At 43.3% G+C, this 14,918-nt stretch carries 11 protein-coding genes; 3 read left to right on the plus strand and 8 right to left on the minus strand.

All coding sequences use genetic code 11. The annotated features are described in order from the left end of the window. Positions 1 to 197 precede the first annotated feature (197 nt). The 3 genes from DW025_RS07365 (at position 198) to DW025_RS07375 (ending at position 3,140) form a co-directional block, all read left to right on the plus strand. Positions 198 to 1,100, plus strand: coding sequence for a hypothetical protein (locus DW025_RS07365; RefSeq protein WP_119999402.1), 903 nt, complete (start codon positions 198 to 200; stop codon positions 1,098 to 1,100). Between the two features lie 147 nt (positions 1,101 to 1,247). Further along, the gene (locus DW025_RS07370) at positions 1,248 to 1,643 is read left to right on the plus strand and encodes a GntR family transcriptional regulator (RefSeq protein ID WP_119999404.1); all 396 of its coding nucleotides are present in this window, start codon (positions 1,248 to 1,250) and stop codon (positions 1,641 to 1,643) included. A gap of 21 nt (positions 1,644 to 1,664) precedes the next feature. Beyond that, complete coding sequence (locus DW025_RS07375) at positions 1,665 to 3,140, plus strand: PH domain-containing protein (RefSeq protein ID WP_119999406.1); 1,476 nt, start codon at positions 1,665 to 1,667, stop codon at positions 3,138 to 3,140. A gap of 104 nt (positions 3,141 to 3,244) precedes the next feature. Here the strand turns inward: DW025_RS07375 and DW025_RS07380 are convergent, their stop codons facing one another. From DW025_RS07380 to DW025_RS07415, 8 genes are all read right to left on the minus strand, one after another. After that, positions 3,245 to 3,826, minus strand: a complete 582-nt coding sequence (locus tag DW025_RS07380) for a DUF6553 family protein (RefSeq protein ID WP_118757924.1) — start codon at positions 3,824 to 3,826, stop codon at positions 3,245 to 3,247. Between the two features lie 132 nt (positions 3,827 to 3,958). Beyond that, entirely contained in the window at positions 3,959 to 4,999 is a 1,041-nt protein-coding gene (locus DW025_RS07385) for a galactose ABC transporter substrate-binding protein (RefSeq protein ID WP_119999408.1), read from the minus strand. Further along, positions 4,992 to 5,954: a substrate-binding domain-containing protein gene (locus DW025_RS07390; RefSeq protein WP_119999409.1), complete on the minus strand. Its 963-nt coding sequence runs from the start codon at positions 5,952 to 5,954 to the stop codon at positions 4,992 to 4,994. Before DW025_RS07390 ends, DW025_RS07385 begins: the two co-directional genes overlap by 8 nt. Continuing rightward, the gene (locus DW025_RS07395; protein ID WP_118017063.1) at positions 5,941 to 7,845 is read right to left on the minus strand and encodes a cache domain-containing sensor histidine kinase; all 1,905 of its coding nucleotides are present in this window, start codon (positions 7,843 to 7,845) and stop codon (positions 5,941 to 5,943) included. Before DW025_RS07395 ends, DW025_RS07390 begins: the two co-directional genes overlap by 14 nt. A 32-nt stretch (positions 7,846 to 7,877) precedes the next feature. Then, entirely contained in the window at positions 7,878 to 9,485 is a 1,608-nt protein-coding gene (locus tag DW025_RS07400; RefSeq protein ID WP_118017061.1) for a response regulator, read from the minus strand. A gap of 772 nt (positions 9,486 to 10,257) precedes the next feature. Then, positions 10,258 to 11,910 (minus strand): ABC transporter permease subunit, encoded by a 1,653-nt coding sequence (locus tag DW025_RS07405; protein ID WP_119999410.1) that lies wholly within the window; start codon positions 11,908 to 11,910, stop codon positions 10,258 to 10,260. A 17-nt stretch (positions 11,911 to 11,927) separates the two neighbouring features. Next, the gene (locus DW025_RS07410; RefSeq protein WP_015534393.1) at positions 11,928 to 13,436 is read right to left on the minus strand and encodes a sugar ABC transporter ATP-binding protein; all 1,509 of its coding nucleotides are present in this window, start codon (positions 13,434 to 13,436) and stop codon (positions 11,928 to 11,930) included. Positions 13,437 to 13,623: 187 nt separating this feature from the next. Next, entirely contained in the window at positions 13,624 to 14,895 is a 1,272-nt protein-coding gene (locus DW025_RS07415; RefSeq protein ID WP_118649505.1) for a substrate-binding domain-containing protein, read from the minus strand. Positions 14,896 to 14,918: the final 23 nt, after the last annotated feature.

The raw sequence follows: 14,918 nt of genomic DNA on the forward strand, positions 1-14,918 counted from the left end.
TCTATTTTTCTCAAATAGTATTTCTTTCAATAACCATTTTACAAAATGTAAAATCTACCCCTTTTTCCCTAGATAATTCCACTCTGAACGTCATTTTTGCGCTTTATAAGCGCATTTGCCTAAATCTATTGACTTCCTGTTTTTATTGCTATAAAGTGTGCCTACCGGCCGGAACAATCTTACACAGGAGGAAGTATATGCCTAAAAATAACAATGACTACGATGATATTTTCAAGACTCTAAAATACAATCACAAGCGTCTGTTTATATCACTGATCAACAAAGCATTTAACAAATCATATCCATTGAATATTGTTCCAACAATCTTACCTACTGACAGTTACATTGAAAACCCAGATGCTGACAAAATCGAGGAACGTGAATCCGATCTATTGATGAGTATTTGCGGTGATACCTACCTGATTGAATGCCAAAGCTATGAAGATGGCACCATGGCGATCAGAATTGCCGAATATGCATTCCTGTCTGCTAGGAATAATGCCGTATGGGAAAACGGAAGGGTTATTTTAAATATGCCTGCATATGTAGTTGTATATATTAAGAGCAGTGAACATACTCCTTTATATACAGAGATCACATTGAAATTTCCAAATGGGGAATCCGTAAATTATGATTGTAAAAATATCTTGCTAAAGGATATTTCCAAGGAAGACATGATTTCTGATAGACTGTTTCCTTATATTCCATTTTACATAACGAGATATGAGAATGAAATCTGCAATAAGGGCAATATCGATTCTGCATTATCTGATCTGTTATACTTTAGAACCGAACTTACAAAACTTTACCAGAATAATGAATTGTCACCGGAAGAACTTTTAGATATAATGAATTATATAAACAGGATCATTAAACATATTGCGGATGGCAATGAATATGAGGAAAGGATGGTGAGTATCATGGGTGGTACAGTGGAAGAAACCCCATCTCAAAAACTCAAAAGACTGGAAGATGAGAAAAATATACTCAGTCTTTTTTCAAATGGAGCAGATTTTGAATTGATCAGAAAGTCTTTTTCCGAAAAAATCATTTCAAATGAACGTTTATTGGAACTGCAAAAATCAGCTACACAAAAATAAAATTTAACAAGATATAAGGATCATCTGTGGGTAATCAACTTACTCACGGATGATTTTTATTTATACGGCGGTTTCTAATAGTTGACTTATCGCGGAGTCTGTATTATATATTATAATACAGATAATACAAAAAAGAAGGGACACCACATGATCATAGAGCTTGACATGAGCAGTGACACACCCATATACGTACAGCTGCGCAATCAGATAGTAAAGGGAATCGGCAAAGGCGAGATACAGTCAGGTGAAAAGCTTCCCACTGTAAGACAGCTTGCGGCGGATGCCGGCGTGAACACAATGACTGTGAATAAGACATACCAGATACTAAAAAATGAGGGATATATCAGAACTGACAGAAGGCTTGGAGCATTTGTATCAGAAAATATCAATATGAACGCCGAGTTCCGTGACAAGCTGGAGTCAGAGTTGGAACTTCTGTCCGCCGAGGCAAGCATAACCGGAATGAACCGGGATGATTTCCTCAAGTTGTGCGATGAAGTATATTCCAAAATGAAGTCTTCTCCAATCCAAATATCCACTTAAATTACTAGAAAGGAGCAACATATGAGCATAGCATTATTTATCATATTCCTGTTTATGAACTTCTTCATACTGCTCATAATGAAGTTCGTATATACAAGTAATTATTCGTATACCGAGGGAATGCTCCTGGGTGTCCACATTCCAAAGGAACACAGTGAAGACGAAACCGTCCTGAATATTGTTGCTGCTGCCAGACGTAAGATGAACCGGATTATCTGGATAAATCTCATCCTTGGAACAGCCCTGTGCTTTGTCGTGTTCTGGGAGATCATTATATTCGTACTGGCATACACTGTCTGGATGATCGCATTCTGTTTCCTTATAACATATGCAAACAACTCCGCGCACAGGAAAATGTATGCCCTTAAGATGAAAAATGACTGGATAATCCCTGCTCAGAAAAGAAAACGCTACATTGATACAAATGTGTCAACCCAGATCGGCAAAAGTGAGATCAGTTTCAATTATCATGGAATAATAATCCTTGTAGAGCTCATTTGCCTAGTGCCATTTGTGATAGGGAAAAGTGCGGTCATATCAACCACAATGATAATAATGGGACTCTGCTCCGTCCTGATGTCACTTACATCCATGATATTCCACATATATGTAAACCGGCACGAGCGAACTGTGTACAGCTCGGATACCCAGCTCAACCAGACCGTCAACAGAACCATGAAGATATACAAGGGACTAGCAATGCTGATTCTTTCGGCAACAAATGCTGTCGCATGGGTATATATCACTATTGACACCCTGATTCATTGCATATCATCAGCCAGTAAGTCCCGGCAAATTTCGCTTTCTGATATCCTAAATTTCAAGGGTGCGCTTGTAGATGTCTCGCTGTGCAGCTCCGCACTCTATGTCTATATATTTATCCAGACTCTTGCTGCCATCGGATTGTTTGCACCTCTCCTCATGGCACAAAGCAGAAAACGTGAACTCTTGGCCGCCGACACCCAGCCTCTCTACGTGGATGACGACGAATACTGGAAAACCGGATATTACTACAATCCTTCCGACCCGCATGTGCTGGTTCAGAACAGATTGCAGAGTGGAAATTATACATTTAACTATGCCACCAGGAGCGCAAAGATTTTTACAGGACTTACATATATCCTTATCACCGCCTGCATTGTCTGGACGATAGGCGTGCTTGTGCCATTCATAAACGTGCATATCGACACTCATCTTGACTCCAACAAACTCACAGTGTCTGCTGCCATATACTCATCGGAGATATATTTTGATGACATCGAGGAGGTTCAGCTTCTGGATGAACTGCCAGACGATGATTTTGTTCGCACAAACGGAGGTGCCACCGATGAATACCTGATCGGCCATTTCAAGAGCAGCACCTACGGCAAATGTGAGCTGTATGTATACGCAGACAGTTATCCCATCATCATGATAAAGACAAGGGATGAAGTGATATTTATGAACAACAAGGATTCTGATGATACTTATTCTATCTTCGAATCCATACATTCATGAGATAACGCCAAAACAGGTACAATAGATAAGACCATCATGCATTTTAACACTAAATACATGATGGTCTTTTGATCTGTTCACGCATAGCCATTCCGTCTATGCTATCATTTTCTTAAGAAATGCTCCCTGTTAGGATACTCCTGCCTGAACGCCGCCAGTGCGGCACTCTGAAGTATGGCAAATTCCTTGTCCATGTGCAGCATGTGCGGCGCGTCAAATGCGATGGAGCTTATCTGATCTGCGATCTTCTTCGCCACGCCCTCATCCGAGAGCTGCCCCATGCCAAATGCTATGGATGTGAAACCTCTGCCGCCTCTGCTCACCTCGATGAACTTGAGAAACGCATTCTTGAGCTCATAAAGCAGTATCTCCTGTTCCTCGGCACTTCTCCTGTCTGCGTCGAACAGGCAGAGCTTGCTTATGATCTCCACAGCCTGTTTCTTTTTCTGACCTCCGATGTCAACAGAACCGCCCTCCGATATGTATTTGAGCTCCATAAGGCAGCCCACAAATGCATCATTCTTCGGCTTTCTCTTGCCATATCTCGCTGTCCACAATCTCTGACGGAAGGCAGTAGACGAACCGGCGCTGTCACCATCCATATCCGTGCTGTTATTTTCCAGCAGTTCAAGTCTCTTATCTGCATCCGTCTCTTTGTAAAATTCTTCTATCCAGCTATTTTCCATATGCATCCTTCCCGAATATATAATCGGATCTGTATCTCTACATTAATTCTTGATAATTTTTCCAGACAGATCTTCTCCAATTATATATGCTTTTAATTCTCGATTGTTTACTCATGTATCAGTTGGTTACCTTTATCTGTGCAGGAAATCATCCACGCTGTCAACATCGACCTTCCAGTAAGGCGACACGTAATATTTGCCCTCTTCAAGATTATGATCATCAATGCTGTTTCCCTTGAAGAGATCAACTGCCAACCGCGCTATCTCTCCCGCCTGGGCCTCCTTGTCATTATAAACTGTTCCCTGCATGTTTCCCTGCTTTATCGCCTGGAGAGCATCATCAAGTCCGTCTATTCCAAAGATCACAGGCCATTTGTCCCGGCTTATACTTGAGTTATCGTACGCCTCAACTGCGCCCAGTGCCATCTCATCATTGTTGGATATGACAAGCTCTATCTGACTGCCATACTGACTTATAAGCTGAGTCATTCTGTTCTCCGCCTGACCTCTGTTCCAGTCTGCAAACTGATAACTGAGCTTCTCAAGATCCACTCCCTTATCCATGATGGTCTTCACCGAACAGTCGGTTCTGCTTATGGCATCCTGATGTCCGGCCTCCCCCTCCAGAAGAACATACTGTATCTTGCCATCACCGTTGCGATCCACTTCGCTGTGCTTCTTTATATAATTTGCCGCAATCTCACCCTGCATATCACCGGATTCTTTTGCGTCACAGCCAACATAGTAGAGCTTTTCCCACTGCATCAGGTCATCACGCACCGGCTCTCTGTTGAAAAAGATCACTGGTATATCACTCTGCCTTGCTGACTTGATAATATTTGCCGGTGCGGTTCTGTCTACAAGATTTACACACAGCACATCGCAGCCTGCATCTATCATCTCATCAACTATCTCATCCTGCTCACGCTGATCATTATCACCACTTCTCACCGATACTATCACATTCATGTTTGTGGTCTCCATAGTCTTAAGCTGAGATTTCACCTTTTCAATCATGGCATTTATGAATGGATCATCTGCTGTATAAGTGACCACCCCGACTCTCATGGTTTTGTTTGATTTTTTATTGCTGCTGCCGCAGCCCATAAGCGAGACTATCATCGCAGCTGCCAGCAAAAGCACATATATTTTTCTTCGTTTCTGTCTACTCATATGAATATAAAAACCTCTCTACATCATCGGAGAACAAATCGTCACTGTATATTATCTTTATGCCCTCCTCCCGACTCTTCATCGTATACAACCTGCTGTTCAGACCTTTTACTACCTCTGTCACACTGGCATAGCCAACACCGTATCCATCCGGAATAACAAGGCACTTTATCTTGCCCGCATCAAGCAGCGCCACAGATTTTACGCTGGTCCCCATTCCATATATCTGGGCGCCATTGTACATACCGTTATCCGCATTCTCTCCTATCTCATCGATCGCATATGTGTCCATCACAACCATGTAGTCCACCTTTCCCAGAATATCCACAATGTCACATATGTTCTGATTGCCACATCGGCTGTACACCCAGCTCACCTCGCATCCGGTTCCTTCTATCGCATCCATAAGTCCTGCTTTTCCGCTCACACTTCCCTCTGTCTGGGAATATCCGGTTATAATGCCTATGCTTTTGCCACGGAGTCCGTCCGCATCATTTGCCCTGATCTGTTCTCCAAGGGTATATCCTATCTTGTAGTTATCAGGTTTTATCGTGACAAATCCCGAGGCGCCATCTTCACTGTATACATCCTGGGTTATAAGTACAAATGGTACATCGCCAAGCTGTCCCAGCATATCCGATGTATCCTCGCCCGGTGCAGGACAAATTATGAATGCATCTACATCATTTTCAAGCTGTTCATCTATTAGCTCCTTCTCATCCTGGGCTGACTCGATATCATCGGTGTTGCATATGATAAGATGGACATCATTGACATTTGCTGATTGTTTAAGTCCATTTATAAGTCCATCCCACCTCTTATCACCGGAATTTGAAAGTATGACCGCTACTCTTTTCTGAGGTACATTTTCCCGGAATATCTGGTGTATAAAGAATCCGGCTATTACAACCAAAAACAGCTCCGCGATCAGGAATGTTATCTTACTCTTCTTCATCTGTCGCCATCCCCCTTCCAAAATCCTGCCTCTCAAGTCTCTCTCTGTTCTCCTCCGTGTAAGGAATGGCTGGAATGTGAATGACAACCTTTGTTCCCTCGTCCGGCTCACTGTACACCTTTAATCCATATTCGCTGCCAAACATCAGCTTTATCCTGGAGTGAACATTGATAACACCCACTCCGGAGCCATGCTTTGGCACCTTATTGTTGTCCACAAGGATGTTCCGGACAACATCCTCCGACATACCCATGCCATTATCCTCAACTGAAATGTAGATGTCATTGCCCTTCTTCTCACCGCGGACAGTTATCTTGCCGCCATCGTCCTCATCCATGTTGCCCACACCGTAGTATATTGCATTTTCCAGGATTGGCTGCACGATAAGTTTAACTGTACAATAGTCATTTATCTCTTCGTCTATGATAAATTCTGTAGCAAATCTTTCTTTATATCTTACCTTCTGTATGTTCATGTAACTCGTGCTGTGCTGGATCTCGTCCGCTATCCTTATGACAGTTCTGCCTTTTGACAGACTTATCCTCAGCAGCTTTGCAAGCTCAGATATCATAAATACTGCATCTGTATTTCTGTTCGCCTCCACCATCCATGTTATGGACTCCAGTGTATTATACAGGAAATGCGGATTGATCTGACTCTGGAGCGCATCCATCTCACTCTTTCTCCGCTCATTCTGCTGTCTGATTATCTCCTGCATCAGAACCTCTATCTGCTCATAGGATTTCTTGACCGAATATCCCAGATGTCTTATCTCGGAAGATCCTCCAATATATATATCCGTGGTTCCACCTGTCTCATATGACTTTACTGATTCATTCAGCTTAAGTATAGGCTTTGAGATTTTCTTTGTTATGATCCTGTTCACCCACAAGAGCATCATAAGCAATATCACAACCGTAGTTATGATGTAATATCTGTACTGATTGATGCTGGCAGTCTGAACACTTTCCGGGACAACTCCTATGATCTTCCATCCAGTGTAGGCTATACTGCTGACAACAACATTTTCTGTGCCACCCGTCATCTTGATCTCATATGTACCGTCATCGTATACCGCTGCCTCTGTACTTTCCTCTGTGAAAAAGCCTCTGTCTATCTCTGCTCTTCGCGGATGGTATATGATATCTCCGTCACGGTTGCACAGATAATAATAAGTCTCACTTGAAGAATCATTGATCCTTGAAAGAGCCTCCTCGATCACGGAATACTTCATATCTATCAGAAGCACGCCGTTTACCGGCTTATCTCCATCATTGATATCAACAGAACGGCTGAGGGATATGACCCAATAATACCTGTTGGCGCCATCTTGAAACAGATCTTGTATATGAGGTGTAGAAAAGTGCATATTCTCTATATCTTCAGATGCATTCTTGTACCATTCCTGTTCCTCCACATTAACCTTATCCTTCTGCACTGCAACCGGCTCCGCAGCAATAAGCTTCCCGGAATTGTCGTACAACGCCATACTCTGCACTTTGTCAACATTCACCTCATATAAAAGGCTGAACTGTCTGCTGAACTCCTGACTGGAGATGTCATATTCCTGGATAATGTTATAATTCACTCCATTAGATATCTGTCTGATACCTGCCAGGTCTGTATCCACTTTATCCACAGTACTCTCTATCATGCTTTCTGCATTTGACACTGCAGTCTGCTTTATCGCAAGCTTGAATCTATTGTAAATAAGAAACCCCATAACAACAGTTGTGGTTATCGTCAGTCCTGTGAGCACCGCCATGATTATTGACTGTATGTCAAATCCTATAAATCTGCCATGATGAAACCAGCCTCGCAGCCTCGCGCGCAGAGAATATTTATTTTTCTGCTTTTTGCCCTGAGCATCCTTTTTCTCTCTAATCTTCAAAACAATTCTACTCCCCTTATACTTTCTCTGCTCTACTTATTCCCCGCATGTTCAGTTCTGTACTTTGATGGCGACATTCCAAATCTCTTCTTGAACACATAGCTAAAGTAATTTGCATCCTGATATCCAACCTGCTCTGCTATCTTATAGCTCTTCTCATTTGTCTCAAGTATGAGATTGGCTGCGTGATCCATCCTGTAATCCGTCAGATACGAGATAAATGCCTTGCCTGTCTCCTTCTTGAACACCGATGAAAAATACGAATTGGACACACCAAGCTCTGAGCACACCGTATCCAGCGACAGATCGGGCTCCATATACCTGTCAACTACCATATTCTGGGCATCCGTTACCATTCTTCTGGACGTGTTATTTCTGGCATTTTTCAATTCCTCGCCGATCGCCATCGATGTGTCTATGAGCCATGCTGTGAGGGTAACTTCATCCATCTCAGGAACCTTCTCGTATGGGTTGCTGATCCCACCTGAAAAATTATCAAAATCTATAAAATTATTTGCACAGAATCTGTAGAATGTTCCTACCATCTCCATGAGCGTCAGCTTGTACCTGTTCATGGTCTGTGCAGATCTGTGCAGCTTCTCTATCTCATCATGTACTGCGCCCTCAATGGCATCTCTTTTGCCAAGATATATTGACTTGATAAGCTCATGCATATTTGCATCTTCATACTGTACTGCTGCCTTCTGCTCCTTCGGTGCGATCTCAGCAATATTTATAGCCCTCTGGGTTCCGTATAGAACCCTGTATGATACAGCTTCTCTGGCACCCTCATATGAGTTGTTGATATTCAGAAGACTGTCGCACACTCTGCCAATACCGGCAGTCACCACGGCACCCATGACTCGGTAAGCCCATCTGCAGAATCTGTCGCAGGCATCCGTCAGCTCTGCCATGGCATCCTCTGAGACTATCTCGATGATGAGCACCGTGTTGCCCAGATATGTAAATACCTTGCATTTCCATGTATCAGCAATTCTGTCCTTGATCTGCTGTTCCACTGACATTGACAACAGAAGCGGGTTCATTCCATCTGGAACGTGATGCTCCGATGTATGAAAAACCGCGCAGCAATAAAGCGGTCCCTTCATATCGATCTGGTATGCTGCAAGGAATTTCTCATAATCCGACTCGCTCACTCTGCCCTCTATCAGTGATACAAACAGATTTGTCTGAAGAACAGGCAGAGATGCATTGAAATAATTTGCAAGCTTCTCTACATTCAGCTTTTCCTCCCTCTCCTTGTCCAGAGAGTTCTTGACCCTCTTCAGACAATCCGAGAGTTCTAAGGCATTTATAGGCTTGAGCATGTACTCCTCTATCTCAAGGTGCACCGCCTCCTTGGCATACTCAAACTCATCAAACCCTGTGAATATGATGATGTGTATATTCTGATAATCATTGTTGAGTCGTCTGGACAGCTCAAGACCGTCCATATATGGCATCTTGATGTCCGTTATGACCACATCCGGCTGCAGCTTCTCCACCAGTTCAAGAGCCTTCACACCATTGTTGGCACTTCCCACAACATCAAATCCGAGCATATCCCAGTGGATCTTTCTCTCTATAACATCTATAACCTCTTCCTCGTCATCGACAAGGATAACCTTGTATTTATCCATCTAACAGAAATCCTTTCTATATATCAAATGCCACCCGGTTCACCGGTCTTTTCCAGCAATGTAATTATATCAAATACCGCAGAGAATATCTGTACTTTTATTATTATTTCATTATTTCTTCATCTATACCGTCAAGGAATTTTCCTCACCTGTCCGTGACTCGAAGCCTTGCCTGTTTCCAGCTGAGGATCCAGCTTGTTTCCGGCTGCATGCATGGCTGCATTTATATACTGCGACATCGATAGTGAACACGACTGAGCTTCAGCGCTTTTTGCCACTGCGGAGACCGCATTGCCCTTATCGCGGTCAAAGCAGTGTGCAGATAAAAGCAAGCTGAAGTGAGGGAAGGGGAACACTCGTCCAGAAATTCACAATATATAAATATCTCCACAGGCCAGCCTTCCTTGCATGCGCCTGCCACTTTTATGCATACCACCTAATCGATAGCTAGACGTGACTGAGCTTCAATGATTTTTGCTAAGGCAGAGCGCGCAAACGCCCTTATCGCGCGCGGCGCCGCATGCAGATAAAATCATTGGAGCGAAGGAAGCGGCTGCGTGATTAGGTGGCATGCATAAAAAAGTGGCATAGATGCACAGAAGGCGTCCGCCAATCCACATGCCTTGCGTCATGCGTGCACTTCGTGCACTTCACAAGGAATCCTCCCGCTTATGCGGGCCCCTCCTTATGAAAAAAACCGCTCAATCCATCCTGTAGACGATCCGAGCGGCTTTTTATATAAAGGTTTTGTGAGAGTTAAATTTGTTGTTCCTTACTTCTTCTGTACATACTTGAGACAGTCAAGAGTTACAGCGGCAAGGATGATGATACCTTCAAATATGAACTGAAGGTTTGTATCAATACCAAGAATAGTAAGTGAGTAGGTAAGTGATGTGAAGATAAGAACACCAGTTACAACACCGGAGATCTTACCGATACCACCTGTGAATGAAACACCACCAACAACGCAGGCTGCTATGGCGTCCATATCCCAGCCCTGTCCATAAGCTGCACTACCTGAACCAACCATTCTGTTACACTCAAGCCATGATCCGAATCCGTAAAGGATACCGGCAAGGATGAATGCGCCAAGTGTTACCTTGAAAACTGATATACCTGAAACTGCTGCTGCCTCTGGGTTTCCACCTACAGCGTACAGATTCTTACCAAATGTAGTCTTGTTCCAGATGAACCATACTACAACTACAGCAACTATTGCCCAAATGATAATAGTTGGGAAGTTTCCTATTGTTGGGATGAACATATTTGGTATTGCTGAATCAATAGCACCAAATGAAACACCCTTTGTCGCATATGTTACAAGTCCGAAGATTATCAGCATGTTCGCCATTGTTGAGATGAACGGATGCATCTTGTACTTCGCCATGAAGAAACCTGCAATACTTGAGAATACTGTTGTAAGGATAATACATGCAACAAGTGCAAATAATGCTTTTCCTACAACTGGCATACTTGAGAAATCAAATATGTGTCCGAACACACCACCTGTATTTGCACCGTTGTGCATGATAATGGTAGCTGTAACCATACCCATACCAACCATACGTCCAATCGAAAGATCGGTACCAGTCAGGAGGATAAGTCCCGCAACACCGAGTGCCAGGAACATTCTAGGTGATGCCTGCTGAAGTATATTCAGTATATTGGTAACTGTGAGGAGCTGTGTGTTCTTCACAATCGGAGTGATGATACAAAGTGCAATGAATATCAACACGATTACTATATACAGACCATTCTTGTAAAGGAACTGTGTTGTATTGAATGTGTACTTGTAATTCTCAAATTTCTGTGCTCTGCTCTGCATGAATGTGTACTTGGACATTCTAAGAAGATCTATCAGATGATACTTGTGTGAAAATGCATCATGCTTTCTGTCCTTGATCTCCTGAAGTCTTGACTCATGTGTCATCTGTGCATCAAAGAGCTTGTTCTTGTATACATATTTCTCGTCCTTGATCTCTTCCGAATCAGAGAGCTTTGCAAGTGTCTGCTCATGCTCTGTCTTAAGTGTTGCCTTTACTCTCTCGTAGGACTCATTTTCTGCTGCCTTCTCAGCCTCGCAGCTTGCCACTACCTTGCTGTAGTACTCGCTGTCATAATGCTCCTTAAGGTATCCCTCTGCGTCAGCGATAAGCTTTGCAACCTTATCCTTGTTGGCTGCCTCAACTGCCTTTGCCTTCTCCAGGGCTGCCTTATCCTTTGCGATTATGCTATCCTTTTCTTCCTTTGATAAATTCTTATCTTCCTTTGCGATAGCTATATGGTTCTTCAAACTACGAACCTTGTCAGATCCATCAACTCGAAGTTCATCGATCTGAGCCTGTATCTTTCCAACATATTCATCAATCGGCTTAAGGAGTTTTTCCTCTGCATCAGCCGAAAGGATCATATTTTTATCTGCCATATCCATGCTCCTCTCTATTACAAATATTTAGCACTAAGTCTTAACAATTCTTCCTGATTAGTCTCCTTGGTATTTACAATTCCGGCAAGATGTCCATTTGACATAACACCTATACGGTTTGTGATACCCAGGATCTCCGGCATCTCAGAGGAGACAACTATGATAGTCTTGCCCTGCTTTGCCATGTTGATTATAAGCTCATATATTTCATACTTGGCTCCTACATCAATACCTCTTGTAGGATCATCCATCATGAATACATTTGGTGAACGCTCAAGCCATTTTCCGAAAATAACCTTCTGCTGGTTACCACCGGACAGGTTGGCGATCATATCGTCAGGTCCCATACACTTGGTGTGCATGACCTTGATCTCCTCAGCTGTGGCACGAACCATGCTGTCATGTGACAGTGCCACGCCGCTCTTGTAGTGGTTCATATTTGCAATGGTGGTATTGAAGGTGATATCTGCCTTGAGGAAGAGACCATTTGCCTTTCTCTCCTCAGTGATAAGGGCAAATCCGTGATCCATAGCATCCTTTGGACCAGTGAAGTTCATGATCTTGCCACCATACATTACATTTCCTGCTGCTCTTGTACGAATACCAAAAATTGTTTCCAGGAGCTCTGTACGGCCTGCACCAACCAGACCATATAGACCGAATATCTCACCCTTCTTCACATCAAATGTGATGTTCTGGAGCTTCGGTGCATACTTTGTGGAGAGTCCCTGCACTGAGAGGATCGTCTCACCCGGCGTATTGTCGACCGGCGGGAATCTGTTATCAAGTGAACGACCAACCATGGCTGATATAAGCTCGTTCATGTTGGTGTCCTTGCTGTCCTTTGTCATGACCAGACTACCGTCTCGGAGAACTGATATCTGATCACAGATCTCGAATATCTCATCCATCTTATGTGAGATGTAGATCAGGGAAATTCCCTGCTCCTTGAGCTGTCTCATCATCTTGAAAAGCTTTGCAACCTCAGGTGCTGTCAGCGATGATGTAGGCTCATCAAGTACGATTACCTTGGAATTGTACGAGATAGCCTTTGCGATCTCACACATCTGTCTCTGGGAAACTGACATCCTCTTCATCGGCTGTGTAAGATTGACCGTTATACCCAGCTTTCTGAACAAGTCTGAAGCTTCCTTCTTCATACGGCCCTCATCGATGACTCCAAGAGAGTTCTTTGGATAACGTCCAAGGAACAGGTTGTCAACAACGCTTCTCTCAAGACACTGATTTAATTCCTGATGAACCATCGCAACTCCATTCTCGAGTGCATCCTTAGGGCCAGAGAAATTTACTTCTTTTCCATCTAATATTATTGTGCCTTCGTCCTTCTGATAGGTTCCGAAGAGACACTTCATCATTGTCGATTTACCGGCACCATTCTCACCCATAAGTCCCATGATCGAACCAGGTTTAACATTCAAATTAATATGGTTAAGGACCTTGTTTCTGCCGAATGATTTGCTCATGCCTTGAATCGATAAGATGTATTTATTCTTATCTTCTGCCATATCTCTACTTCCTTTCATTGAACATCAGCCCATTAATAGTCGCCTTCGGCGAGGACTGATGCTACATATCAAGTTTTCATAGAAAACTTGATACATGCTCTTAGTAAAAGAAGGGTATCAAATGTTTAGTCTGACACCCCTCTGAGTTAAATCATTTCCTATTGATCAATCATCCAGGTAACTTATATTACTTAGAGAGAATTGATGTGTATGATGCTGCATTGTCTGTCTTAACCATGTTGATTGCAAATGCATCGTACTCGCCTGGGTTACCAAGACGGTTTGTGATGTTAGACTCTGTCTGACCATCACCACCGATGTAATCTACATTCAGGTTAAGAAGATCATCATAGTTCTGAAGAAGTGGCTGGTATGTTGAGCTCAGGAAGTTATCTGAAGCGTTGTAGATATCAAGCCATACCTTCTTGCTTGGGCTCTTGCTTGAGTCAAGCTGCTTTGAAACCTTGTCATAAACCTTTGTTGAATCTGTGAAATCCTGATAGTTGTCTGCTGTTACTGCAATGTTCAGTGCGTAGTATGATCTCTCGTCTGCGCTGTATCTGTAGTCAACACCTTCCTCAAGCTGGTTTCCAGCCTCGTCTGCTGTACCGATACCAGTATCAATATCTACACCGTCAAGTGCATTACGGAGAACTCTCAGTGTCAGGTAAGCCTGAACATCTGCATGCTGTGAAATTGTTCCGCCGTAGCCCTCTGCGATTGCTGCAACTGCATCGCTGTTAGCATCGTATCCAAATGTAGGAACCTTTGCGTCCTTTGCCCAGGCATTGAACATTGACATTCCCATACCATCGTTATTTGAAACAACTACATCAATCTGATCACCAAATGATGCTGTCCATGTTCCTATTGCATTACCAGCTGTAGCTGCATCCCATGTAGCTCCTGCTGAGTTCTTCATCTCCTGTGATGCAAGCTCTCTGATCGTATATGTCTTGCCATCTACATCAAGCTTAGCATCCTGTACTACTGTTGCCTTACCATCTACGTTTGTTCCGGCTGGTGTTGAATCAACTGCTCCGCTTGCATCAACTCCTGTGCCAAGTGCTGAACGAACACCTCTTGTACGCGCGATTGAATCATTGTGTCCGATATCACCGATTGCAAGTACATATCCGATGACTCCATCACCGTTACGATCGATCGTTGCTGCGTTTGCCTTGATGTAATCAAGAACCATCTGTCCCTGAAGCTCAGCACCCTGATTAGCATCAAATCCTACATAATATGTGTCCTTGTTGTAGCTAAGGGCATCCTTGTCAAGCTCTCCTGTTGAGCTGTTGGATGGCTGACGGTTGAACCAGCAAAGTGGCTTGTCCTTGTTTGCTACTCCGCTGCTTGAACTTCCGCCACTTGAGCTTCCGCCTGATCCACATCCTACCATTGATAATGCAAGTGTTGCAGCTGCTGCTACAGCTAAAATTCTTCTTTTTCTCATATTACGTTCCCTCCTGTTCTTTG

It is taken from the genome of Coprococcus sp. AF38-1 (assembly GCF_003603945.1).
GTDB classification, from domain to species: Bacteria; Bacillota; Clostridia; order Lachnospirales; family Lachnospiraceae; genus Coprococcus; species Coprococcus aceti.